At 53.7% G+C, this 25,008-nt stretch carries 19 protein-coding genes and 8 tRNA genes; 8 read left to right on the top strand and 19 right to left on the bottom strand.

The genetic code is table 11. The annotated features are described in order from the left end of the window. Position 1: 1 nt before the first annotated feature. From rsxC to STH12_RS07540, 9 genes are all read right to left on the bottom strand, one after another. Positions 2-2,404, bottom strand: coding sequence for an electron transport complex subunit RsxC (gene rsxC, locus STH12_RS07580; protein ID WP_126166984.1), 2,403 nt, complete (start codon positions 2,402-2,404; stop codon positions 2-4). Further along, positions 2,398-2,967: an electron transport complex subunit RsxB gene (gene rsxB / locus STH12_RS07575; RefSeq protein WP_126166983.1), complete on the bottom strand. Its 570-nt coding sequence runs from the start codon at positions 2,965-2,967 to the stop codon at positions 2,398-2,400. Before rsxB ends, rsxC begins: the two co-directional genes overlap by 7 nt. Continuing rightward, positions 2,967-3,545 (bottom strand): electron transport complex subunit RsxA, encoded by a 579-nt coding sequence (gene rsxA, locus STH12_RS07570; protein ID WP_126166982.1) that lies wholly within the window; start codon positions 3,543-3,545, stop codon positions 2,967-2,969. Before rsxA ends, rsxB begins: the two co-directional genes overlap by 1 nt. Before the next feature lie 109 nt (positions 3,546-3,654). Further along, entirely contained in the window at positions 3,655-5,562 is a 1,908-nt protein-coding gene (locus STH12_RS07565; RefSeq protein ID WP_126166981.1) for an EAL domain-containing protein, read from the bottom strand. Positions 5,563-5,720: 158 nt separating this feature from the next. Beyond that, positions 5,721-5,796: transfer RNA gene (locus STH12_RS07560), tRNA-Asn, on the bottom strand. A gap of 29 nt (positions 5,797-5,825) precedes the next feature. Next, positions 5,826-5,901: transfer RNA gene (locus STH12_RS07555), tRNA-Asn, on the bottom strand. Positions 5,902-5,922: 21 nt separating this feature from the next. Beyond that, positions 5,923-5,998 (bottom strand) — tRNA-Asn (locus tag STH12_RS07550). A gap of 20 nt (positions 5,999-6,018) precedes the next feature. Then, positions 6,019-6,094 (bottom strand) — tRNA-Asn (locus tag STH12_RS07545). 48 nt (positions 6,095-6,142) lie between these two features. Beyond that, a tRNA-Asn gene (locus tag STH12_RS07540) sits at positions 6,143-6,218 on the bottom strand. Between the two features lie 779 nt (positions 6,219-6,997). Between STH12_RS07540 and uvrB the strand changes: the two genes are divergently transcribed. Beyond that, positions 6,998-9,013: an excinuclease ABC subunit UvrB gene (gene uvrB, locus STH12_RS07535; RefSeq protein WP_126166980.1), complete on the top strand. Its 2,016-nt coding sequence runs from the start codon at positions 6,998-7,000 to the stop codon at positions 9,011-9,013. A 90-nt stretch (positions 9,014-9,103) separates the two neighbouring features. Here uvrB and rrtA read toward each other — a convergent pair whose 3' ends face one another. Both rrtA and queC read right to left on the bottom strand, forming a co-directional pair. Beyond that, a complete protein-coding gene (rrtA, locus tag STH12_RS07530; RefSeq protein WP_418856609.1) occupies positions 9,104-9,697 on the bottom strand; it encodes a rhombosortase in 594 nt (197 codons plus the stop codon). Positions 9,698-9,729: 32 nt separating this feature from the next. Then, on the bottom strand, positions 9,730-10,422 hold the full coding sequence (gene queC, locus STH12_RS07525; protein ID WP_126166979.1) for a 7-cyano-7-deazaguanine synthase QueC: 693 nt from the start codon (positions 10,420-10,422) through the stop codon (positions 9,730-9,732). 201 nt (positions 10,423-10,623) lie between these two features. Here queC and queE point away from each other — a divergent pair, with 201 nt between their 5' ends. Next, entirely contained in the window at positions 10,624-11,295 is a 672-nt protein-coding gene (gene queE, locus STH12_RS07520) for a 7-carboxy-7-deazaguanine synthase QueE (RefSeq protein WP_126166978.1), read from the top strand. Between the two features lie 76 nt (positions 11,296-11,371). On the opposite strand, the gene STH12_RS07515 is transcribed toward queE, so the two are convergent. The 4 genes from STH12_RS07515 to STH12_RS07500 all read right to left on the bottom strand — a co-directional run bounded on the left by STH12_RS07515 (position 11,372) and on the right by STH12_RS07500 (position 12,932). Then, on the bottom strand, positions 11,372-12,442 hold the full coding sequence (locus STH12_RS07515) for a PLP-dependent cysteine synthase family protein (protein ID WP_237158788.1): 1,071 nt from the start codon (positions 12,440-12,442) through the stop codon (positions 11,372-11,374). Positions 12,443-12,613: 171 nt separating this feature from the next. Beyond that, positions 12,614-12,698: transfer RNA gene (locus STH12_RS07510), tRNA-Tyr, on the bottom strand. Positions 12,699-12,725: 27 nt separating this feature from the next. Next, a tRNA-Tyr gene (locus tag STH12_RS07505) sits at positions 12,726-12,810 on the bottom strand. Positions 12,811-12,847: 37 nt separating this feature from the next. Beyond that, positions 12,848-12,932, bottom strand: a tRNA-Tyr gene (locus tag STH12_RS07500). A 125-nt stretch (positions 12,933-13,057) separates the two neighbouring features. Here STH12_RS07500 and STH12_RS07495 point away from each other — a divergent pair. From STH12_RS07495 to STH12_RS07485, 3 genes are all read left to right on the top strand, one after another. Next, positions 13,058-13,543 carry a VC2046/SO_2500 family protein gene (locus STH12_RS07495; RefSeq protein ID WP_126166977.1) on the top strand — a complete coding sequence of 162 codons (486 nt, stop codon included), beginning with the start codon at positions 13,058-13,060 and terminating at the stop codon, positions 13,541-13,543. 68 nt (positions 13,544-13,611) lie between these two features. Beyond that, positions 13,612-13,899, top strand: a complete 288-nt coding sequence (locus STH12_RS07490; protein ID WP_126166976.1) for a DUF406 family protein — start codon at positions 13,612-13,614, stop codon at positions 13,897-13,899. 134 nt (positions 13,900-14,033) lie between these two features. Continuing rightward, positions 14,034-16,211, top strand: a complete 2,178-nt coding sequence (locus STH12_RS07485) for a putative bifunctional diguanylate cyclase/phosphodiesterase (protein ID WP_126166975.1) — start codon at positions 14,034-14,036, stop codon at positions 16,209-16,211. A gap of 62 nt (positions 16,212-16,273) precedes the next feature. On the opposite strand, the gene STH12_RS07480 is transcribed toward STH12_RS07485, so the two are convergent. After that, positions 16,274-16,729 carry a YchJ family protein gene (locus STH12_RS07480; RefSeq protein WP_126166974.1) on the bottom strand — a complete coding sequence of 152 codons (456 nt, stop codon included), beginning with the start codon at positions 16,727-16,729 and terminating at the stop codon, positions 16,274-16,276. Positions 16,730-16,871: 142 nt separating this feature from the next. Beyond that, complete coding sequence (locus STH12_RS07475) at positions 16,872-17,435, bottom strand: YybH family protein (protein ID WP_126166973.1); 564 nt, start codon at positions 17,433-17,435, stop codon at positions 16,872-16,874. 110 nt (positions 17,436-17,545) lie between these two features. Here STH12_RS07475 and STH12_RS07470 point away from each other — a divergent pair, with 110 nt between their 5' ends. Continuing rightward, complete coding sequence (locus STH12_RS07470; RefSeq protein ID WP_126166972.1) at positions 17,546-18,133, top strand: Smr/MutS family protein; 588 nt, start codon at positions 17,546-17,548, stop codon at positions 18,131-18,133. Positions 18,134-18,367: 234 nt separating this feature from the next. Here the strand turns inward: STH12_RS07470 and STH12_RS07465 are convergent, their stop codons facing one another. Beyond that, a complete protein-coding gene (locus tag STH12_RS07465) occupies positions 18,368-20,263 on the bottom strand; it encodes a M2 family metallopeptidase (protein WP_126166971.1) in 1,896 nt (631 codons plus the stop codon). A gap of 178 nt (positions 20,264-20,441) precedes the next feature. On the opposite strand from STH12_RS07465, the gene psrA reads away from it, so the two are divergent. Then, complete coding sequence (psrA, locus tag STH12_RS07460) at positions 20,442-21,083, top strand: TetR family transcriptional repressor PsrA (protein WP_126166970.1); 642 nt, start codon at positions 20,442-20,444, stop codon at positions 21,081-21,083. A 14-nt stretch (positions 21,084-21,097) separates the two neighbouring features. Continuing rightward, on the top strand, positions 21,098-23,377 hold the full coding sequence (locus STH12_RS07455; protein WP_126166969.1) for an acyl-CoA dehydrogenase: 2,280 nt from the start codon (positions 21,098-21,100) through the stop codon (positions 23,375-23,377). Between the two features lie 120 nt (positions 23,378-23,497). Here the strand turns inward: STH12_RS07455 and pyk are convergent, their stop codons facing one another. Continuing rightward, positions 23,498-24,937 carry a pyruvate kinase gene (gene pyk / locus STH12_RS07450; RefSeq protein WP_126166968.1) on the bottom strand — a complete coding sequence of 480 codons (1,440 nt, stop codon included), beginning with the start codon at positions 24,935-24,937 and terminating at the stop codon, positions 23,498-23,500. Between the last annotated feature and the right edge of the window lie 71 nt (positions 24,938-25,008).

Below are 25,008 nucleotides of genomic sequence, written 5' to 3'. Positions count from 1 at the left end.
ATCAGTCTTGCTCCCGGGCAGTCTTTTTCGCTTTCGCCTTGGCAACAGCGGCGGCAATACGGGCTTTTTTCAGTTCGTCGGCCGACATGGGCTCAGATGCCTGCTCTGGTGTTGTCTGAGCTGCGGCGGTTTCTGCTTCCGGCTTTGTGTCGTTACTCTCTGGCTGTGAGGCATCACTGGGCTCAGAGTCAGTCTGAACATCAGACCCGTTATCTGCACTTTGCTTTTCAGCGGCCTTTGCCTGAGCGGCCTTTTTCGCCTTGGCTTTGGCAATAGCAGCAGCCACAGCGGCTTTTTTCGGATCTACGGCAGCTGCCTCTTGTGGCTCGACAGGTGTGGCCTCATGAGGCTCGGCAGGCACGGCTTCTGCAGTTTCAACTGCGACATCAGCAGTATCGTCAGCGCTGGTAGCGACGCTGCCCTGTACCTGGGCAGCCTTCTTGGCTTTAGCACGGGCAATGGCGGCAGCTACGGCGGCCTTTTTCGGATCTGTAGGTGTTTCCTCAGGCGCTTGAGGTGTTGCCTTTGCAGCATTAACCGCGACATCGGAAGTATCGTGGCTACCGATTGCCGCGCTGCCCTGTGCCTGCGCAGCTTTTTTAGCTTTAGCACGCGCAATGGCAGCAGCCACGGCGGCCTTTTTGGGATCGGCGGCTGTTTCAGGGTTATCAGCGGCTGCCACATCAACAACATCGTCGCTGCTGGATGCTACGTTATCCTGTGCCTGTGCCTGTGCCTGGGCCGCTTTCTTCGCTTTGGCTCTGGCAATCGCCGCGGCCACACCTGCTTTGGGATCTTTATCGCCGCTGGCTGCTGTATTGGCGCTTACCGCAGACTGGGCTGCACTCATGTCAGTCTCTTGGGTTGCAGCCGCCTTTTTGGCCTGAACCCGTGCCAACGCAGCGGCAATGGCATCTTTCTCGTTGCCAGCCATGCTGGCCTTGCGCTTGTCGGCCGCTTCTTTGGCTTTGGCTTCGCGGGCGGCTTTTTCTTCTTCCAGACGGGCCAATCGCGCCTCGAAACGGACCTTGGCCCGTTCGGCTTTTTGCTTTTCATCGGCCTGCTGGCGAATTGCCGCCTTGGCTACCCGGTAGTATTCCACCAGAGGAATGTCGCTTGGGCAGACATAACTGCAGCAACCACATTCGATACAATCTTTGAGGTTATAACTCTCGGCCTTGTCGTACTCTTCGGCCTTGGCATGCCAGAAGAGTTGCTGTGGCAACAACATGGCCGGGCAGACAACCGCGCATTCGCCGCAGCGGATACAGGGCTTTTCAGGCGGCATCTCGGTGATTTCAAGACCATTGGGCGCAAGAATACAGTTGCTGCCTTTGAGCAGCGGCACCTGGGTGCTGGGCAAGGTGTATCCCATCATAGGGCCGCCCATAATCACTTTTTGTGCTTCAGCTGCGCGAAAATCACAGTGTTCAAGCACATCCTGTACCTGGGTGCCAATCAGTGCCCAGTAGTTGCCGGGTTTGCTGACGGCATTGCCGGTGACTGTGACCACCCGCTCAATCAAAGGCTTACCGTCAATCACTGCGTCGCGAATGGCAAAAAGTGTACCCACGTTGTGGACCAGAATGCCGAGCTGTGCCGGAATGGCGCCTGATGGAACTTCCTGGCCGGTAACGATTTGAATAAGCTGCTTTTCACCGCCGGACGGATATTTGGTAGGTACGACAGTTACCCGGGCTGTGCCTGCGGGCAAATGGCTGCGGCTGATTGCGGCGCGCACTGCGTCGGCGGCTTCGGGTTTGTTATCTTCAATGGCGATGATAATGCGCTTGGGGCCAAGAATGCGGTGCACAATTTCGGCGCCGCCCAAAATCGCATCGGCATGTTCGCGTATCAGACGGTCGTCGGCGGTGATATAAGGCTCGCACTCAACGCCGTTGACGATAACCAGTTCGATATCGCTGGCGGGGCTTAATTTGATATGGCTTGGGAAGGCCGCGCCGCCCATACCGGCAATGCCGGCTTCCTGCACCTTTTTCACCATCTCCGCAGGGCTGAGCGAATCCACGGCTGCGGGATTAAGCTCACACCAGCTATCTTCGCCATCGCTTTCCAGCACCAGCGACAATACCGGTAGCCCTGAGGCGTGATTGCTGGGGTGGGCCTCGATGGCCTTAACCTGGCCAGAGGTTGGCGCATGTACCGGCAGATAACCAAAGCCCTGACCTCTGGTCAGCACCTGGCCTTTCAATACCTTGTCGCCCGGGTTTACCGCAAGCGTTGCTTGTTCACCCACCTGCGGCAGTGGGATCAAATACTCGTTAAACAGTGGCAAACGCGCAATGGGCGTGCCGCTGGAGAGGGTTTTCATTTCTGGCGGATGGATACCGCCGGGAGAGCGCCAAAGCGTACCTTTATCCAGTTGTTCCAAAAGCGTCAGCACGGTTTGTCCTCTTCGAGCTGCATAACCGGAATGGCACTGAGTTTCCAATTCCAGGTTTTAATGTCCTGAGCCACGGGGATCATGTCGATGCAATCTACGGGGCAGGGCTCAACGCAGAGATCGCAGCCGGTGCAGTCCTGGGTGATCACCGTGTGCATGAGCTTACCGGCGCCAACAATGGCATCCACAGGGCAAGCCTGAATGCACTTGGTGCAGCCAATACACTCATCTTCACGGATATAGGCGACTTTCTTTACCTGCTGCTCTTCGGAGGCAGACAGTGGCTCGGGTTCAACGCCCATCAGCTCGGCGAGCTTTTCCATGGTGGCGGTGCCACCGGGAGGGCACTTATTGATTTTATCACCGCCGGCAATGGCTTCGGCGTAAGGGCGACAGCCAGGGTAACCGCACTGACCGCATTGGGTTTGTGGCAGCAGGGCTTCGACCTGATCGACCAGCGGGTTGCCTTCAACTTTAAACTTGACGGCTGCAAAGCCCAGAATGGCGCCGAACACCAACGCCAGCACCCCAAGCACAACTATGGCTAACATAACTCCCGACATTATTTCACCAGCCCAGTAAAGCCCATAAAGGCCAGCGACATCAAACCTGCGGTGATCATGGCGATGGCGCCGCCTTTGAAAGGCACAGGCACATCGGCGGCTGCCAGGCGCTCACGCATGGCAGAAAAGAGCACCAATACCAGCGAAAAGCCCACCGCAGCGCCAAAGCCGTAAATGGCTGACTCGAGGAAATCGTGCTGCTCGTTGACATTCAGCAGTGCCACCCCGAGTACCGCACAGTTGGTGGTAATCAGCGGCAGATAAATGCCCAGCGCACGGTGCAGAGTGGCGCTGGTTTTTTGCACCAGCATCTCGGTAAATTGCACCACAACGGCAATCACCAGAATAAAGCTCATGGTGCGCAGATAGGTTAAATCGAAGGGCGCCAACAGATACTGGTTCACCAGGAAACTCAGTATTGACGCCAGGGTCAGCACAAAGGTGGTCGCCATCGACATGCCGATGGCAGACTCGAGTTTGCCTGATACCCCCATAAAGGGGCAAAGCCCAAGGAATTTTACCAAAACGAAGTTGTTGACCAGCACGGTACCGATCAACAACAGAAGATATTCACTCATCGCGAAAAAGCATTAGCGGTCGGTGCCCGGTATTATCGGCTTTTTGAGTGGCATTAACAACATATCAAAAGCAGGGTTAACCGGGCCGGGTTGATTTTTATTCAGTCGGTTACTCACCGGCTTCGCCAGGACCCATTTGTTGGGGCTGAGCGATGTAATAGCCTTGCAAACCATCCACCAGCAGTTTTTCCAGGGTCAGCTTTTCTTCCTGACGCTCAACGCCACAGGCGATAACTCTGACACCAATGCGGCGGGCGATGTCGATAATCATCCGCACAAAAAACTTGTTGTTGGCGTCCTGATCGATGGCTTCGCTGTAGGTGGCGTCGAGTTTGATGTAATCCGGGCGGATTTCACGGAAGAACTTGAACGAGGTAAAGCCCATACCAAAGCGCTCGATGGACACCCGGGTACCAACGCTGTGGACTTCACGAATAAACTTAAAGCAGCCGTGCATATTGGTTTGCAGACCACTTTCATTGATTTCCACCACCAGGCGGCTGGCGACACTGCGCTGTTTTATCAGCAAATCTTTAAGCCAGCTGACAAAGTTTTCGTTGGTGGCGGACGCTGCGCTGATGTTAACACCAAAAGAGCCGCTGAGGTTTTTGTTGTCTATCAGCATTTTGATAGCCGACAAAATTACCAGCTTATCCAAATCAATCGACATACCGTGGCGCTCAGCCATGGCAATCACAGTGGCGGTGGGCAGAAATTTGCCTTCGGGGTTATAAAAGCGGGCAAAGAGCTCGCGATACACTTCCACTTCGGCGCGGCAGGGCTGAATAGGCTGCTGGAAGAAGCGCACTGCGCGGCGTTTGATAATGTCGTTAATTGCCAGCTGCCAGCGGTTATCGCCGATTTCCATGTCATCACTGAAATCTTCCAAGGTATGGAAACTGTTCGGTCCCAGGGTTTGGGCAATGCTGAGGGCTGCATCGGACAAGCTGAGCAGGTTCACCGGGTCAACACCGCTCTTGTAAGGTACCAGCCCCGTGTAGGCCACTGAATCGGTTTTGGTGGTGCTTTGGTATTCATCGAGCAAGGTTTTCAGTGGCTCAAGGAAACGCTCAGCTTCCTTTATCACCAGATTGGGCAGGAAGATGGCAAAGTCGGAGCTGCTTATTCTGAAACATTCGGCATCGGGAAACTGGCCGCAGGCACGGCGAAGACAGTTTGCTACCTTGGCGAGGTATTCATCGCCTGCTGTGCGCCCCTGTAACTGGTTGATATTGCCAAGTTCGGTGGCCTGCACCATGGCAAGGCAGCCGAGCAAATCTTTCTGGCTTTTGGCAACTTCATCGAGCTTACGGGTGAAGCGGGCACGACTGCCAAAGCCGGTGATGGGATCTTGAAAAGCCGCCCGCGACAGCTTTTCATTTTCCTGATTCAAACTGTCGATTTTGCTTTTAAGGCCTGCGCGGCTTTCTTCCAGCGCCTGAGCCAGCGGTCTTAATTCGGCTCTGAGTCTGGATTGCTCTACCGGTGCAAAGTTAAGTGAAGGAATGGCGCGGATATAGTCGGCGGCATAACGGATATTGCGTGACAAAAACGCCTGCAGCAGCCAAAACAGCAGCAAAGCGCAGCCAAGCAGACCGCCAAGGATAATTAGCTGCTCGGTAAAGGCCGCACTGGCGGCGCTGCGGGCATGGCTGACATCGAGCTTAACCATCATCCGGCCTTCGGGCAGATTGCGGGTATCACCAAGCTCAAGGGGGAAGAGTTGCATCACCGGGGAGTCGGCCGAGGCCTGCAGTTGCCCCTTGGTGAGATTGCGGGCGCCATCGGTGGCGTCGGTGTACTGGAAAAACTGCAACGAATTATTATTGCTCAGCGCCTGATACAACGCTGCGCCGTCACCTTTCCAATCGGCAAGTTGGGTAACGCTCTGCTGGTAGGCTGATAAAATCCGGGCGCCTTCATCCTGAAGTTGACCCTGACTTTCCTTATACATCCAAGCGACGGCAGCGCCGAAGAGTAAAATAAGGACGATTGGAAACGTTCTGCTCAGACTCATGATGAATTCCGTTTACGCCATTTACTGGATTTTAGTTTAAAGAAACTGCGAACAGGGCAAAAGTTTAACCAGTTTTGGCCAAAAACAAAATCCAAATCAACGGGATTTGCGCGCACAGGCCATATTGGAGCAGGGCAGAGATAGCGAAAAAAAGAAGGTGGCTCCCCTGACTGGACTTGAACCAGTGACATACGGATTAACAGTCCGCCGTTCTACCGACTGAACTACAGGGGAATCGAGAAGTATTGCTGAATGGTGCGAAGTGGCTCCCCTGACTGGACTTGAACCAGTGACATACGGATTAACAGTCCGCCGTTCTACCGACTGAACTACAGGGGAACAGATTTTCGCTTTTGAAGTTGGCTCCCCTGACTGGACTTGAACCAGTGACATACGGATTAACAGTCCGCCGTTCTACCGACTGAACTACAGGGGAACAGATTTTCGCTTTGAAGTTGGCTCCCCTGACTGGACTTGAACCAGTGACATACGGATTAACAGTCCGCCGTTCTACCGACTGAACTACAGGGGAACAAATTTTGCGAGTAACTTCATGCCTTTGCAGGCGTGTTTCAGTGAGTGGCTCCCCTGACTGGACTTGAACCAGTGACATACGGATTAACAGTCCGCCGTTCTACCGACTGAACTACAGGGGAATCGTTGTAAAACAACTGCTCGCTGAGAACGGAGCGCATAGTAAAACGGGCAGCGGTATGAGTCAACGGCGGATTTCAAAAAAAGTGTGATTATGCTGTTAAGTGCTCATCTAATGCACATCCTGATGTGAAAATCGGCATATTGTCCATGTTTCACACAGCAAGTGGCTGTTTTAATGCAGTAAAGTGAAATGTCAGCCGTAAGTTTCCTTGTGCTCAAGTGATGGATTGCAGTATGGATCCCTGGGCCGACTTTCATCTGTAGTTAAATTACAAACAGTTGCCACAGCCAGGGCAATTTTGCACACCCCGACCAAACCCACAGCCCGTCTGGCTTTGCGAGACTTTTCCACAAATTCTGTGGATAAGCCTGTGGGCTATCGCAAAAATGGCCCTGCAAACCCGCGTGGTTGTGGGATTTGTGTTAAATTGTGCGGGATTGCTCGAAAAGAAAAATCTTCAATAAAATCAATGTCAAGACTTTTCTTTCTGTTTTGTTGTTCCCCCCGGAAGTCGTTGCAAAATTGTAAGCGCGGAACATCATCTGCTTTGTGTATGATTTTGTGTTCAGCGGTGGAACAAACGTGCCAGTTAGCGCGAATCCACTGTCTTGTGGCGCTCTGACAGCCAGTTACAAATCCAAACCTGCCATCCTCAGTAGGATATCTTGTCCGGCGGCAACGACAACACATTGCTGGGACCTTGCCGCCGACATGCGGTGGTGTCCCTAAGCGGGCTGGTTTACACTATCGGCCGGTGAATTACAGGATGGCTTTCACGTGACCGAACAAGTTTTTCAGCTTTCTTCCCACTATGCCCCCGCTGGCGATCAGCCAAAGGCCATTGCCAAGCTGCTTGATGGCCTCGAGTCGGGGCTTGCCTGTCAAACCTTGCTCGGGGTAACCGGCTCGGGCAAAACCTTTACTGTGGCCAATGTGATAGCCACCATGGGGCGGCCGACCATTATTATGGCGCCCAACAAGACCCTGGCGGCGCAGCTCTATGGTGAGATGAAGGAATTCTTCCCCAATAATGCGGTGGAGTATTTCGTTTCTTACTACGACTACTATCAGCCAGAAGCCTATGTGCCGGCATCCAACACCTTTATTGAGAAAGATGCGTCGGTAAACGCCCACATTGAACAGATGCGCCTGTCGGCCACCAAGGCCTTGCTTGAGCGGCGTGATGTCATCATCGTCGCCTCGGTGTCCGCTATTTATGGTCTGGGGGATCCCGACTCCTATATGAAGATGTTGCTGCACTTGCGCCAGGGCGATTTTATGGGCCAGCGCGACATCTTAAGACGCCTCAGCGAAATGCAATACAGTCGCAACGATATTGATCTGCAGCGTGGTACCTTCCGGGTGCGCGGCGAGGTGATTGATATTTTCCCGGCGGACTCCGAGCGCGATGCCATCCGGGTTGAACTGTTCGACGATGAAATCGAGCGCATCAGTGAATTCGACCCGTTAACGGGCCAGGTCACCAAACGCCTCGCCAGGGCGACCGTGTATCCCAAGACTCACTACGTGACCCCGCGGGAGAAAATTCTTGAAGCTATCGATCAGATTAAAGTGGAGCTTCGTGAGCGCAAACAGCAGTTTCTCGATACTCACAAACTGATTGAAGCCCAGCGGATCACCGAGCGGGTGCAATACGATTTGGAAATGATGACCGAACTGGGTTATTGCTCCGGTATCGAAAACTACTCCCGCTATCTCTCTGGCCGAGGTGAAGGAGAAGGGCCACCAACGCTGCTCGACTACCTGCCGGCGGATGGCCTGATGATCATCGATGAGTCCCACAATACGGTGCCGCAAATTGGCGCCATGTATAAGGGCGACCGCTCCCGCAAAACCACCCTGGTGGAATATGGCTTCCGCTTGCCCTCAGCGCTGGACAACAGGCCGCTGAAATTCGAAGAATTTGAATCCCTGATGCCCCAGACTATCTTTGTCTCGGCAACCCCCGGTAAATACGAGCTTGAAAAGAGCGGTGATGACATTGCTGAGCAGGTGGTGCGGCCCACCGGTTTGATTGACCCCGAGCTGGAAGTGCGCCCGGTGGCGATACAGGTGGATGATCTGCTCTCAGAAGTCGCCAAACGGGTGGCGGTGAACGAGAGGGTGCTGGTAACCACACTGACCAAGCGGATGGCGGAAGATTTGACCGAATATCTGGACGAGCACGGCGTGAAGGTGCGCTATCTGCACTCGGATATCGATACCGTTGAGCGGATGGAGATTATTCGCGATCTGCGCCTTGGGGTGTTCGATGTGCTGGTTGGCATCAACCTGCTAAGAGAAGGTCTCGACATGCCGGAAGTGTCGCTGGTGTGTATTCTCGATGCCGACAAAGAAGGCTTTTTGCGCTCCGAGCGCTCGCTTATTCAGACCATAGGCCGCGCTGCCCGTAACGTGAATGGCAAAGTTATTCTTTACGGCGATCGCATCACCGACTCCATGGCACGCGCTATGGCGGAAACTGAGCGACGCCGCGCCAAGCAGATGCAGTTTAACGAAGAGCACGGCATTATCCCTCGCGGCGTGGTGAAGAAGATCACCGATGTGATGGATGTGGGTGAGAGGTCTGCTCCAAGCCGTGGCGCCAGCAAGGTGTCAGCGCGCGCCGGTGCCGCCAAACCTGTGGTGAAGCAAGATCCGCATCAGATTGCTGTGACCATAGATGCGCTTGAAAAACAAATGCATCAACATGCGCGGGATCTGGAGTTTGAACAGGCCGCTGTGCTCAGGGATGAAATCCATGGGCTGCGCCAGCAGTTGCTTCAGGCTTGAGTGGTCTGCACGCCCGCAATGAAAAACGCGCCCTAAGGCGCGTTTTTTTGTATTCGCGTTTTTTGAATTTAAGAAAAGCAGCATTCAGCTTTAGCCAGAAGCCTTGGCCTGTTTCAATTTACTGAAGGCAAGATACGCCGTGCCCAGCGCTGTACCCAGCACGGCGCCCACCAGATGCGACTCGGTGGCGACTCTGGCACCAATCAGGCTCGCCACATCGGTGCTGGCGCCAAAAAACTGCTCGTAAGCCACTTTTAAAGCCAGGCCAATCAGTAGCAGCCAGCCAGACTTAAGCCCCCGCTTGATATCCATGATTGCACCAAAGGCAAACAGGCCGTGCAGGATCCCGCTAAGGCCGACGTAGGCGTGCATGCTTGGGTAAAAGAGATACAGACCAATACCTTCGCCCAGGCAAAGCGATATCAGCAGCAGCAATAGCCCAGCGGCGCGGTAATGAAAGTGGTGCAGACTTAAGATGACCCAGAAGCCCGCCAGGTTCATCAGCAGGTGCCAGTGGTTGGTGTGCAGCAAATTGCCACTGATAAGGCGCCAATATTCGCCTGCGCCAATCAGCTGCCTTTGCCAGTTCAGCTGCCCATCAACAGGCAAAAAAAACAGCGCCGTGCAAAGCAGTGACAGCGCAGCGCCAACCGCCAGCACAGGCTTGTCTATGGAGGGCAGCAGGCTTAAGGGCAACTTGCCCGATGATTGCTCGCTCAATTGGCGGCCGACTTGTTGGCAAGTTCGGCGTTTACCGCATCCCGATTATCGAGGTAGTCCTCAAGGCCGCGGCGGCGCAGCAAGCAGGCGGGGCAGTCGCCACAGCCGTCACCTTTTATGCCGTTATAGCAGGTCAGGGTTTGATTACGTACAAGCTCAAGCTTGCCGTAACGGTCGGCCAGTGCCCAGGTTTCAGCTTTGTTGAGCCACATCAGCGGGGTGCGAATTTCAAGCTGCTTGTCCATTCCCAGGTTCAGTGCCTTCTCCATAGCTTTGACAAAGTCATTGCGGCAATCCGGGTAGCCGGAGAAGTCGGTTTCACACACACCGGTGATCACCGTATCGGCACCAAGCTGATAAGCATAGATACCTGCCAGCGTGAGAAACAGGATATTGCGCCCAGGCACAAAGGTATTGGGCAGACCGTTTTCCATCAGCTCGTGGGAAACCGGAATGGCGTCGCGGGTGAGGGCGCTGATAGCAAGCTCGCCCAGCAAAGAAACGTCCATGATTTTATGGGACGCACAGCCAAGCTCGTTTGCAAGTGCCTTGGCCACTTCAATTTCTTCACTGTGGCGCTGGCCATAATCGAAGGTGATGGCATGCACTTCATCAAACTGCGACAGGGCCTGCACCAGACAGGTAGTGGAATCCTGACCACCACTGAAAACGACAACTGCTTTGGACATGGAAAAACCGATACTGAGTTAAACTTTTGGGGATATAGTGTATCCCAGCAGCCGGGCCGCATCAAAGTTAGCGGCATCAAAGGCGGAGTCGTGGTTGAAAAGTTCCCTTGAATCCGTGGCTGAAATCTTCTATAAAAGCCGGCCGAATTGAATGTCCGTCGTTAACCAGCCATGGCAGCGACACCAACTGAGCGAGTGCTGATGAGCGAGTATCCCATCAACGAAGTATTTGAAACCATTCAGGGTGAAGGCAGCCACACAGGTTTGCCCGCCATCTTCGTGCGCCTTCAGGGCTGTCCGGTTGCCTGCCCCTGGTGTGATACGGCCCAAACCTGGGGTCTGCTTGAGCAAAACAAGGTCGCACCTGCGGATGTCATTAAGGTGGACGGCAGCATTGGCCGCTGGGCTATGCATACGTCGGCATCGCTTATCGAGGCGTTCAATCAAAAGGGCTTCAGCGCCAAACTGGTGGTGATCACCGGCGGCGAACCCTGTATGCACGACCTAACGGATTTGACCCAAGGCTTTGAAGCGGCAGGGTTTCATTGCCAAATTGAAACCAGTGGCACTTTTGAGGTGCGCTGCTCAGACAGCACCTATGTGACAGTATCACCCAAGGTGAATATGAAAGGTGGCTATCCGGTGCTGAAACAAGCGCTTGAGCGTGCCAATGAAATCAAACACCCGGTGGCCACCGATGCACATATCGATGAGCTCGATGCACTGCTCGATGGCATAGATATCAGCAGCAAGACCATTTGTTTGCAGCCAATCAGCCAAAAGCCCCGTGCCACCGAGCTTGCGATGAAAACCTGCATTGCCCGCAACTGGCGTCTGTCCATTCAAACCCACAAGTATTTGAATATCGACTGATTTGGTAATTCACTCATTTAAGTCGTGCCAATAAAAAAGCTCCCGAGGGAGCTTTTTTAGTTAGGGCATCAGGCACTCACAGCCTGCCACTTTCACTGAAGGCAGCAAGCGCCGCGCTGGCAGCGGTGATATCGCCAATGTGCAGGCTTACCCAGTCGCTGTTGTAGTAGGTGTCGAGATAACGCTCGCCCGGATCGCAGATAAGCGTCACTATGCTGCCGGTTTCGCCGCGGGCCTTCATTTGGGAAGCCAGTTTCAGCGCGCCAAACAGATTGGTGCCGGTAGAGGGCCCGGTTTTACGGCCGATTAGCGATTCGAGCCAATACATGGTGGCGATGGAGTCCACATCCGGCACTTTCAGCATCTCATCCACCACGCCCGGAATAAAGGAAGGTTCCACCCTGGGGCGGCCAATGCCTTCAATACAGCTGCCTTTTTCACAGGTAATGGCGGCATCGCCGCTTTTGAAATAGTCGTAAAATACCGAGTGCTGCGGATCGACCACCAACAATTTGGTGGCAAGACGCTGATAGCGGATATAGCGGCCAATGGTGGCCGAAGTGCCGCCGGTGCCCGGGCTCATCACAATCCAGCTGGGGATGGGGTGTGGTTCGCGCTCCATCTGGCCAAAAATCGCATTGGCGATATTGTTGTTGCCGCGCCAGTCGGTGGCCCGTTCGGCGTAGGTGAACTGATCCATATAGTGGCCGCTTAACTCTTTGGCGAGTTTCTCTGACTCGGCGTAGATCTCGCTGGAATGCTCAACAAAGTGGCAGCGGCCGCCGTAAAACTCAATCTGTTCGATTTTGCGTTTGGCGGTGCTCTTTGGCATCACCGCAATAAAGGGCAGGCCGAGCAGACGGGCAAAATAGGCCTCAGACACCGCAGTGCTGCCGGATGAGGACTCAATAACCGCCGTGCCTTCTTTAATCCAGCCATTACAAAGGGCATACAGGAACAGTGAACGGGCCAGACGATGTTTGAGGCTACCGGTCGGGTGGGTGCTTTCGTCTTTTAAATAGATGTCGATGCCGTCCAGCATCGGTAGTTCGAGTTTAATCAGATGGGTGTCGGCGCTGCGCTGAAAGTCGGCTTCAATTTTACCGATGGCGTTGGCAACCCAGCTTGTGCAAATGGGAAGGCTCATGGGGAGTCCTGTGTTTTGCGATACGAGCTTGGATAATATGCAAAATCAGCAGGTTTTCACAGCGTCAGCATCAAAGCAGATACAGGCCGATACAAATTAATGCGTTTGGTATGACGAGATATAGAAAGTGTGTTGATTTACAACAGCAGCTGCCCGCGAGGGCAGAGAAGATGGTGGAGGGAGAAGGATTCGAACCTTCGAAGGCGGAGCCGTCAGATTTACAGTCTGATCCCTTTGGCCACTCGGGAACCCCTCCATCATGGCGTAAAGTGAAAGAAACAAGTGGTGGAGGGAGAAGGATTCGAACCTTCGAAGGCGGAGCCGTCAGATTTACAGTCTGATCCCTTTGGCCACTCGGGAACCCCTCCACGAGTTTCTTGCTTTACATTTTTTGCGTTGCTGAAGTGGTGGAGGGAGAAGGATTCGAACCTTCGAAGGCGGAGCCGTCAGATTTACAGTCTGATCCCTTTGGCCACTCGGGAACCCCTCCTCATCAGCGGCGGCCATAGTAAGCAGAATCGATTGTCATGTAAAGGCCAATTTTGCAAAAAAGGCTAAAGTTAGTCGCCGATTGGTCGATTAAATGACAACGACCTGTTTTTGTGATGTTTTTTTATGCAGATTGCTGCTGATTTAGTCAATGAAAGCCAAGTAGGTGACCGCCTTGCCCGTGCCGTTGAAGACGGCCGTCGGGGCGACTTTGGCTTGATATTGGCAATGTTGTCCCAGGATGCCCGTGATTTTGCAGAGTTTTGCCTGTCTGCCGATGAGTCGGTTGAGCAAACACTGAGCAAACGATTCGAATTACCGCCCAAACAGCCTCTGGTTGCATCCCCTGGCAGTGAAGATTGCATGGACAACAGCGGCGTGTTCAGAACCTTTGGTCATACCGCGTTTCGATTGAATCAGGCATTGCTGCCTGAACCTGTGCTTATTCGTGGTCAGCAGCCTGCCGATATGGTGATTGCGCTCAATAATTGTGAAGCCAATGTCAGACACCGCTTTTATGGCGCGGCCCCGGCACCGGCCGAGGCACTGATGCACTTTAATGATGTGCTCGAGGCGCAGCGAAGCCTTGGCAAAATGATGGCAGGAGCTTGACCCCGGGCAGGTTTTGCGCCAATAAACTGCTCTATACTTGAGGTTTCTCAAAAGTAAGGAGCATGCAGATGAAAGCCATTAAAGACAATCAGAGCCATCAGGTTAACGATACCTGCACCGACTGCGGCAGCTTTGTTGATATCGGCGCGGTAATAGGTGAAGAAGATACCGAGCTGCTGCTGACATTTGGCGGCGATGATGCCTTTGAGCAGGCCAGAGCGCTGCAGGAGAAGGCGGTGGCACGCTTTAGCGAGGTGCATTATGAGATTGCAGAAACCGTCGATGGGGTTGTGCTTAAACTCAACTTTGATGTGGCGGCCGAGAAGATGATTTTTCAGTTGGAGCAGGGGATCTGAAAAAATTTACATAAACTGTATATTGCCCCCTAAAACCAAGCTGATGTACATTCGAACTTCATAAAATATAAGAATAAAAATACCCGGTGGCTTGCCACTGCAGTTATCCCATACCCTGGGATTTAGGGACATGCGTGAAACGGCGTAAACATCAACTTTTGGTCGAACAAATTGTGCTCTCTGCTGCAAAACAGCAGGGAGACTTTGGCAAAACGGCTGAGCTGGCCACAGAACTGCTGTGCCAATCGCTCAGTTTGTCCAGTGCCTGCGTCTGGGCATTCGATGCCGAACTCTCCAGCCAATATCGGGTGGCACATTTCGGCAATGCAGCCCTCGGCGCGGCCGTGCAGCGGCCGTCACAAATCTCAGATTGTCCTTTCTACCTTGAAGAGCTTGGCAGCCGCCGCCAGATTGATGCCGCTGACACCGCGTGCGATCCCCGCCTGACTGAACTTAAAGACAGCTATTATCTGCCTGCCGGAGTGTATTCCAGCCTCGAGGTGGCTATTCGTATCAACGGCCACCTGGAAGGGGTACTGTGTCTTGAGCGCAGTGAAACCGGCAACTGGACCGACAGTGAAATTCATGTTGCCAATCAGGTGGCCGATCAGTTGGCTCTGGCCCTTGCTACCCGCAACACTTACGACAGAGAAGAAAAGCTGTCGCTGTTCAAAAGCGCTGTGGAGCAGTCTGAGCAGGTGTGCATGCTGATAAACCTGCACACCGAAACCGTGGAATACGTTAACCGTGCCCATGGGCAAATCACGGGTGTGCCACGGGAGAAAGTCATTGGCCGCTCACTGAGGCAACTGGATTTCTTCAAGCAGCACCCCAGGCTGGGTGAAGAGGTGCTTGGCAAAATTTTCCGCGGCCTCAGTGCTCAGGGAGAGATCCAACTCAAGCGCTATGATGGCAGTGATTACTGGCTTAAATACCATGCAAGTCAGTTTGTTACCGAGCGCGGTAACTACTATGTACTGGTGACCTGTGAAGACAGCACCGAGCAGCATTGTTATCAGCAGGAGCTGGAGCGCCTCGCCTGGCGCTGTAATCTGACCGGGCTTTATAACCGGCTGCATTTCAATCGGGTGCTTGAGCGTACCCAGCAGGGGCAACTGCTGCTTATCGACCTTGTTGGCTTTAAACGCTTTAACGATACCTACGGACACGAGCAGGGCGATGCGCTGCTTATCGAGATGGCCCGCCGCTTGCGGCATTTCTCCGACATCAATAAAGCCACCGAAATCGCCCGGGTGGGCAGCGACGAGTTCGCGATTTTGCTGCTTGGCGAAAAGCACAGCAGTGAAGTGGATTTCATCAGCAATAGACTCTATCAGCATCTGGCCATGTCGGTGCAAATTGGCCGCGAGCAGGTCGACCCCAAACCGGCGCTGGCCATTGTCGACATTGCGTCGGTAAGCAATCTGGTAGCGCCGCTGACCTGCGCCGATATTGCACTGCAATACGCCAAAAAGAAGCAGGGCACCGCCATCCAGGTGTTTAACAGCACCTTGCTCAGCGCTTTTAAAGATGATGCCCAAATCGAGCGCGATCTGCATTCCGCCATTCGTGGTCGCCAGTTTGAGCTTTACTATCAGCCACTTCGTGACTTACAGAATGAAAAATACACCGGCGCCGAAGCGCTGATCCGCTGGCATCATCCCAAAAAAGGCGTGCTGTATCCGGGCGCCTTTATCGACATCGCCGAGCAGTCCGGACTTATTACAGCCATTGGCAGCTGGGTGCTGGAAGCGGCCTGTCGTCAGCTCAATCTGTGGCAGCACCACAATATCGATATCTCGATGCATGTGAATGTGTCGGCCAGGCAGTTTTTCTCAGGCAATCTGTACGAGCAGGTATGGCAATTGCTGACCCGCTATCGGTTAAAGCCCAAAACGCTGATTTTGGAAATCACCGAAACCGAGCTGATGGAAGATATTCGCTATGCCACCAACCTGTGTCAGGAGCTGGCCGAGCTGGGTGTGGGGCTGGCGATTGATGACTTTGGCACCGGCTACAGTTCGATGCGCTATCTTAAGCAGTTCCCGATCAGCAAAATTAAAATCGACCGTTCATTTATTTCCGATCTCACCATCAGCCGCGAGAGCCGCGAGATTGTCAGCGCCATTATCGCCATGGCCAAGGCGCTGAACCTGTCGCTGACCGCAGAAGGGGTGGAAACGCCCGAGCAGGAAGCGTTTCTGGCGGCCAATCTGTGCCATCAGGCCCAGGGCTTCCTTTACAGCCCGGCGCTGCGAGAGGCCGAGTTTGCGCGCTTTATTGGCACTTTAAAACCGCAACTGGTTCACTGATGCATGATTCACGCTTAGTAAAAAAGCCAGGCTGAATTGCCTGGCTTTTTCTTTTGTCCGATTCACTTGCCGCAACACTGCTTGAATTTCTTGCCGCTGGCGCAAATGCAGGGATCGTTGCGGCCGGGAAGCTTCGCTCGAAACTGCTCTCCCTCGGTGTAATACCAGCGGCCACCCTGCTGTACAAATGATGACCGTTCACAAATGGCGTCGAGCACCCGTCCCTCTTTATACCAGGCACTGAAATGCACCATGCCATCAGCGCCATCCATTGAAGATTCGTGTACCTGTAATGAAGCCCAATTGGTGTGGGGGCCATTTGCCAGCAACTCTGCGGTCAGGCCATTTAAATAATCCGGGTGATGGGTATCTATCAGGTATTGCCACAGCCCCAGCACAAAAGCGCTGTAACGTGAACGCATCAGGGCTTCTGGATGAGATGGCAATGCGCCTTCATGATATGGCTTGCAGCAAGTGTCATATTGCCCGGCGCCGCAGGGGCAGGCCTGAATATCCATGGGTTTATCCTGAGAACAGAAATGTTGGCCGATTTTGGCCCCGGAACAGGGTTTAATTCAAGCCTGGTTTGCAGTGATTAAATACAAAAACGGCAATCCGATGAGGGACTGCCGCTTTAAGAGGAACCCAAAAGGCAAACGGTCAGGGCATATCCTGCTTTACCGGTTCATCAAAGCGTAAACCGTAGTAGAGCTCGCCAACGGGTTTGGCCGAGTAGTAGAACCTGGGTTCTGCGCGATTACTGGAGTCCAGTGTCAGCAACCATTTGCCATTGGTTTGCTTTTTGGCCACGGTAACAAACTTACCGGCGTATTCGCTCACAGGCTCGCCGGTATCGGCCGCCGGGTGAAAACGGATCAGGTAATAACCGACGTCTGTGACCGAATCACCGCTGCGGCTGCGGTCGATAACCCGGAAATCCACTTCAATTCTGGCGTTCTTTTTACGAATTTTGCCGAAAAACTTATCGTAAAGCGCCACTATCGAATCCCGGCCACGGACAATTTCTTTATCGTGCCGCTCCGGGATATAACAGGCGTTGTCGGCATAGATTTCGGCAATGAGTGCAACGTTCAGCTTATCAAAAGCTTCGGCAGACACCTGGTAGGTGTGATTGATTGCCAGGTCGTCACTTTGCTGCGCCGTGCTGCTTGCCAAAGCAGCAAACGATAACAAAAGGCCTGCCAATATCGGAAAAATTCTCATCTGTGTTACTTGTTTAGCGCTATTATGGGGCAAATATAATGTATGAGTGGCCGTAACCCAAGCGGCATATCTTTACAAAGTGTGTTACTTCCCAAACAGGAGGCAGCAGCGTGCAGTGTGAAGACCTGAATTTGTTCTTTGCTGAAATGGCGGATGTCAGGCCGCTGAAAACCGACGATAAGTTGCATTTCGGTGTCTCAGCTACCGATGATGAAACCGCCAGGCTAAGGCGTGCCAACGCTGATACCGATGAAAGGCTGGAGTCATTATCCATAAATCCGGCTGAGCTTGAGCCGTGCCGCGCAGACGATGTGCTCGAGTTTGCCCGTGAAGGGGTGCAGGACGCAGTATTAAAGCAGCTGCGTCTTGGGCGCTATGAGGCGAAAACCCGTGAAGACTTTCGAGGCCTAAAGCTCGCTGATGCGCGGGCAAGGCTGCTCGAGCTGATAGACGCCGCCATGTATCGCGGCGAGCGGAATCTGCTGCTGATTTCCGGTAAGGGCGGCGGCAGCGGCGCGCTGGTCGCACTGATAAAGTCTGCACTCAACACTTGGCTTAAGCAGCTCCCCGAGGTGCAGGCGTTTCACAGCGCCACGCGGGAAGAAGGCGGCAGCGGCGCCTTTTATGTGATGCTGAGAAAGTCTGAGGCGAAAAAAATTCACGACAGAGAAACTCACCGAAAAGGCGCCAGACGCTAAAACCTCAATCATGGCGTCATTTAGGTGGATTGCCGTGCCGGGTTGCTGTTAAATCCCTTGAAGGGCGAATGGGATTTATATTTACCGATACAGATGTGTTTTGGCACTCGCCGCAAAAGAGCAAGTGCTGAGATGTGTTGGTGAAAAATCACGTCAGCAACACATACAAATAAGCATACAAAAAAGCATAAAAAAGCCCGGACTCGCCGGGCTTTTGCATTTCAGTGATTTACCTTACCAGCCGCAGGTACGGCCGGCGTCGGTGTTTTCATTATCGAGCCAGGTTTTCAGCGGCGCAAAGTAATCCAGCACGGCGCTGGCATCCATGTCCTTGCTGCCGGTAACCACTGCAAGGGCTTCCGGCCATGGCTTGCTGGCACCCATTTGCAGCATCTGATCCAGCTTGGCCCCGGCGTCCTGGTTGCCGTAAATGGAGCAGCGGTGAACCGGGCCCTTGTCGCCGGCGATATCACACAGCGAACGGTGGAACTGGAACTGCAGAATATGCGCCAGGAAGTAACGGGTGTAAGGCACATTGCCCGGTACGTGGTACTTGGCACCCGGATCGAAATCAGCTTCAGTGCGTTCAACCGGCGCCATCACGCCCTGATATTTAAGACGCAGATCCCACCAGGCCTGGTTGTAGTTTTGTGGCGTGATTTCACCGTTGAATACTTTCCAGCGCCACTGGTCAATCATCAGGCCAAAGGGCAGGAAGGCCACTTTATCCAGCGCTTGTCTGAGCAGCAAACCTATGTCTTTGGAAGCATCAGGCACCTGTTCAAGCAGACCAATCTGCTGCAAATACTTGGGCGTGATAGACAGGGCTATGGTGTCGCCAATGGCTTCATGGAAACCATCGTTGGCGCTGTTCTTAAAGATAAACGGCTGATTTTTATAGGCGCGCTGATAGAAGTTATGGCCAAGTTCATGGTGAATAACGGTAAAGTCTTCAGCGGTTTTCTGGATACACATCTTGATGCGGATATCATCTTCGTTATCCAGATCCCAGGCCGAGGCGTGGCAAACTACGTCGCGGTCTTTGGGCTGCACAAACAGTGAGCGGCTCCAGAAGGTGTCGGGCAATTTGTCAAACCCAAGGGAAGTAAAGAAGCTCTCAGCCTGCTCCACCATCTTGTGCTCATCGTAGCCTTTAGCCGCAAGCAGTTCAGTCACATCGTAACCTGGGTCGGCATCTTTTGGCGCCACCAACGGGTAAACTGTGCCCCATTGCTGGGCCCACATGTTACCCAGCACGTGGGCTGGAATGGGTCCGGTTTTCGGAACCACCTCATCGCCGTACTGCTCGTTCAGCTCACCGCGAACGTAACAGTGCAGCGAGTCATACAGGGGTTTAACCTGACCCCAGAGGCGGTCAAGCTCACCGGAGAAGGCATCGGGTGCCATATCGTACTGGCTGCGCCACAGCTCAGACAGGTTGGCATAACCCAAATCCCTGGCGCCTTCGTTGGCAAGCACCACTTCACGTTCAAACAAAGGCCGCATGGGTTTGGCAATGTCGCGCCAGCCTGCCCAAATTTCTTTAAGCAGCGCCGGATCGCGGGATTCAGCCATCAGCGCCGACAGCTCAGGCTGGGTCAGGCAGCGGCCGTCCGACAGACAGTATTTGCCTTTGCCGTACAGACCATTGAGCTCAGCGACAATCCCGGCAAGCTCTGCGTTTTTGGCCGGTTCCATAGGCGAGGGCAGCACTATGGCGCTTCTGAGCATATTCAGCTTACGGGCGTTGACCGCATCAAGCTCCACGTTGGCGAATTTTGCCGCCTCGGTGGCCAGCCGCACCGACGTGGCAGTGACTTTCTCGTTCACAGCGGCCGACAGTGAGGCGGTATCTTCGGTAATAAAGTTGCTGTAAATCCACTCGGCACGGTTGGCTTCGAGTGACAGCGCGGCAAGTTCAGCCTCTGCCTCGGTAATAAAGGCAATGGCGTCAGCGGCCGTTACCTGCGCAGAAGCAGCTGGAGCGGCTACGGCAGCTTTGGTTTCAGTAGCCTTGGTTTCAGCAGCCTTGGTATGGGTGGTTTTGGCGTCTTCCTGGCAGGCGCTCAAACTGAGCGCCAAGGCAATGCCGAGCGCCAATTTGGCGGGGCGCAGCTTGGTGTGCATCATTTTCGTTGCTTCCTTGTTATTATCAATCGACAAAAGTCTAACGAGAGCGCCGGCAAATTACCATTGGCGCGGTGGAATTGGACTTTGAAAATGCAAACACCTGTTCATATTTCGTTTGACAAGCCGTTTACCTGTGATTAATTTAAACGAGTGTTTTAAATAAATCATAGGTCACGGAATGGCGAATCGATCCGACACCAAAACCCGAATTCTTGATGCCGCCGAAAAGCTGTTTGCCGAACGCGGCTTTTCAGAAACCTCTTTGAGGCTTATCACCAGCAAGGCCGAAGTAAACCTGGCCTCGGTGAACTACCATTTTGGCTCTAAAAAAGAGCTTATCCGTGCCGTGCTTGCCCGCTATCTGGATGTGTTTATGCCAGCGGCATCGGCGGAGCTGGTTAAGCTGTCGCAGCAAAGCACCCAGGCATCCCTTGAAACCATTTTCTCTGCGCTGGTCAGGCCGCTTTTGGATCTGAACAAGGTGAGAGTTGAAGGGACGCGGATTTTCCTGCAGTTGCTTGGCCGTGGTTATATCGAAAGCCAGGGCCACCTGCGCTGGTTTATCACCACCCATTACGGCGAACACCTTGACCGTTTCGTGCAGGTTGTCAGCCAAAGCGCGCCCCATATACCGCCAGCAGAAATGTTCTGGCGACTACACTTCACTTTGGGGACTGTGGTCTTCACCATGGCATCGTCCGATGCCCTGATGGAAATCGCCGAAGCTGACTTTAAAGAGCAGAACGACATCGAGTCGGTGATCCGCAAAGTCATCCCTTATATGGCTGCGGGCGTCGCCGTGCCACTTAATCAGGCATAACAGGAGTCATTGCCATGATCACATTGTTGTTATTGTTGGTGGCAGCCGTCATTGTGCTGTTTGCGGTAAAAGATTTGCGGATGAAGTTTATCACTCAGCCGGTATTTGCGTTTTTTAAACGGGTACTGCCACCGCTGTCTGATACTGAACGTGAAGCCATGGAAGCGGGCGATGTCTGGTGGGAAGGGGAGCTGTTTCGCGGCAAGCCTAACTGGGATGCGCTGCATGCCTACGGCAAATCATCCTTAACCGCAGAAGAGAAAGCTTTCCTCGACAACCAGGTGATGACCGCGCTGTCGATGATTGATGACTTCGACATTGTTCATAACCGTAAAGACCTGCCTCCAGAGCTGTGGGATTACTTCAAAAAAGAAGGCTTTTTCGCACTTATCATCCCGAAAAAGTATGGCGGTAAAGGATTCTCCGCCTATGCCAACTCTACCATTGTAGCCAAACTGGCTAGCCGCAGTGTCAGCGCAGCCGTTACCGTCATGGTGCCAAACTCTCTGGGCCCGGGTGAGCTTCTGACTCACTATGGTACCAAGGAGCAAAAGGACTTTTGGCTGCCAGCCCTAGCCAAGGGCGATGAAATCCCTTGTTTTGCACTGACAGGCCCTGAAGCCGGTTCTGATGCAGGTGCCATTCCCGATGTGGGCGTGGTGAAAAAAGGCGAATTCAACGGTGACGAAGTACTCGGCCTTGAGCTTAGCTGGAACAAGCGTTACATCACCCTGGCGCCAGTGGCGACCGTACTGGGTCTGGCGTTCCAGATGCAGGATCCCGAAGGGTTGCTTGGCGACAAGAAGCACATTGGCATTACCTGTGCGCTCATTCCGACCAATCACCCGGGTGTTGAAATCGGTAACCGCCACAACCCGCTGAATATGGCGTTTATGAACGGCACTACCCGTGGCGATAAGGTGTTTATTCCGCTGGAATGGATCATCGGTGGCCCGCAGTATGCCGGTAAAGGCTGGCGTATGCTGGTTGAATGTTTGTCGGCCGGCCGCGGGATCTCCTTGCCTGCGCTGGCAACGGCTTCCGGCCATGTCGCCACCAAAACCACCACGGCTTACAGCTTTGTGCGCAAGCAGTTTGGTATGTCCATTGGTCACTTTGAAGGTGTGCAGGAAGCGCTGGCGCGCATCATTGGTAACACCTATCAGCTGGAGGCGGCGCGCCGTCTGACCACAACAGGTATCGATTTGAAGGTGAAGCCGTCAGTGGTGACTGCCATCGCCAAATACCATATGACCGAAATGGGCCGTGACGTAATGAATGACGCCATGGATATCCAGTCCGGTAAAGGCATTCAGCTTGGCCCGAAAAACTATCTGGCCCACGGCTATATGGCGAACCCCATCTCCATTACTGTGGAAGGGGCTAACATTCTGACCCGCAGCCTGATGATTTTCGGCCAGGGCGCAACCCGCTGCCACCCTTACGTATTGGCAGAAATGGAAGCGGCCGGCATGGCGGACGTGGATGAAGCGCTGGAGCGTTTTGATGATCTGCTGATGGGCCATATGGGCTATGCCACCCGCAACGCTTTCTCGAGTTTGTTCTCGGCACTCACTGGCAGCCGTTTTGCCCAGTCGCCTGTGAGCGGTGAAACCAAACGTTACTATCAGCATATGGGTCGTATGTCTTCTGCGCTCGCCATCATGACCGATATGGCCATGCTTATCCTGGGTGGTGAGCTTAAGCGCCGTGAAATGCTGTCGGCCCGTTTGGGCGATGTGCTGTCCGAGCTGTACCTGGCGTCTGCGACCCTGAAGCTTTTTGAAGACAATGGCCGTCAGCACGATGATTTGCCAACCGTTCACTATGTGATGCAAACCCGTCTGATGAAGGCCGCCAAGGCGCTGGATGATGCCCTGCGTAACTTCCCAATGCGCCCCGTGGCCTGGCTGCTGCGTGCACTGGTGTTCCCTATTGGCAATCACTTCAAAGGACCATCGGACAAGCTGGCCACTGACGTGGTGGAAGCCATGCTCAAACCCGGTCCTGCCCGCGATCGTCTGACCTTCCTGTGTCCTTCATTTGAAGGCGACAAGGGCGGCATTGCCGAAGTGGAAGAAGCCTTTATTGCCCAGTTTGAGTGCCGCGGAATTTACAAGAAAATCCGCGCCGCCCAGAAAGAAGGCAAACTGAAAGGCAAGGGTATGTCTCCTACTATGCTTGAGCAGGCGCTGGAAGCCGGTGTTATCAACGCTGATGAACTGGCAAGCCTTAAGAAAGCCGATGAGCTGCGTCTGGCTGCCATCAACGTGGATGAGTTTGCCTCGCTGTAACTGATTGAGCAGACAATAAAAAAGGCACGCATTGCGTGCCTTTTTCTTTTAAGAGATTTGCTCTTGCTGTTGTCTGTCATGATTGCCTGCGGCTGGCGAGGCAAATCAGACGAACAAATATTAAGGCAGGATCAGTACCTTACAGGTGTTGGTGCCACCGATGGTTTCCATGGCATCGCCTTTGGTCATCAGTACCAGATCGCCAGAGGTCAGATAACCTGCGCCGCGAACGGCTTCCAGCGCCTGAGCAGCTACTTCGTCAGCGCGGAACGCAGTTGAGTCGAAGTAGACTGGCTGCACACCGCGGTACAGTGCCATTTTCGCCAGTGTGGTTTCGTGGCGTGACAGGGCAATGATAGGCAGAGAAGAACTGATACGGCTCATCAACTGGGCAGTGGCGCCAGACTCGGTCAAGGCAATAATTGCCTTCACACCGTCGAGGTGGTTGGCGGCATACATGGTCGACAGGGCAATGGTTTCTTCCACTGAGCTGAAACGCTCATCCATACGGTGCTTGGACACTTTCACGCTTGGATGCGCTTCGGCGCCCAGACACACGTTGGACATGGCACGTACGGTTTCTTCAGGGAAGTCACCGGCAGCGGTCTCGGCAGACAGCATCACAGCATCGGTACCATCCAATACGGCGTTCGCCACGTCCATCACTTCGGCGCGGGTTGGCATTGGGCTGGTGATCATCGACTCCATCATCTGGGTCGCGGTGATCACAACGCGGTTCAGCTGACGAGAGCGGCTGATAAGTTTCTTCTGCACGGCAACCAGCGCTGCATCACCGATTTCCACACCCAGGTCGCCACGGGCAACCATGACGGCGTCAGAGGCCAGGATCACGTCATCCATGGCTTCGTCAGTGGCAACGGCTTCGGCGCGTTCAACCTTGGCAACAATCATGGCATTTGAGCCAGCGGCTTTGGCCAGATCGCGTGCGTAGTTCAGGTCGGCACCGGTACGTGGGAAAGATACCGCCAGGTAGTCCACGTTAATGCGGGCAGCTGTGATGATATCGGCCTTGTCTTTTTCGGTCAGCGCCGCAGCAGACAAGCCACCGCCTTTTTTGTTGATGCCTTTGTTGTTGGACAAAGGACCGGCAACGGTTACCGAGGTGAACACCTTACGGCCTTCAACGCGTTCCACTTTCAGCTGCACACGGCCATCGTCGAGCATCAGGATGTCGCCAACAACCACGTCATCGGGCAGCTCTTTATAGTCGATACCAACCTGAGTTTCGTCACCTTCACCTTTGGCAAGCTCTGCGTCGAGGGTAAATTCCTGACCCAGTGCCAGCTGAACCTTACGGTTGTCTTTAAAGGTAGATACGCGGATTTTGGGGCCTTGCAGGTCGCCGAGGATGGCAACGTGAACACCGAGCTCTTTGGCAAGGTTACGTACGCGGGTGGCACGCTCAAGATGATCTTCGGGGGAACCGTGGGAGAAGTTGAGTCTTACTACGTTAGCACCAGCCGCGATAATGCGGCGAAGGTTATCGTCACGGTCTGTGGCAGGGCCGAGGGTAGTAACGATTTTGGTTCTGCGGAACATGAGTTACTCCGTTAAGTTTCAAGTTAATCTGAAGACTATATTAACAGACATTGGCGCATATTATGTAGGAA

Origin of the sequence: Shewanella khirikhana (assembly GCF_003957745.1) — a bacterium.
In the GTDB taxonomy this organism is placed as follows: Bacteria; Pseudomonadota; Gammaproteobacteria; order Enterobacterales; family Shewanellaceae; genus Shewanella; species Shewanella khirikhana.
The sequence above is the reverse complement of the archived record's forward strand: the minus strand, read 5'-3'. Positions and strand labels throughout refer to the sequence as shown.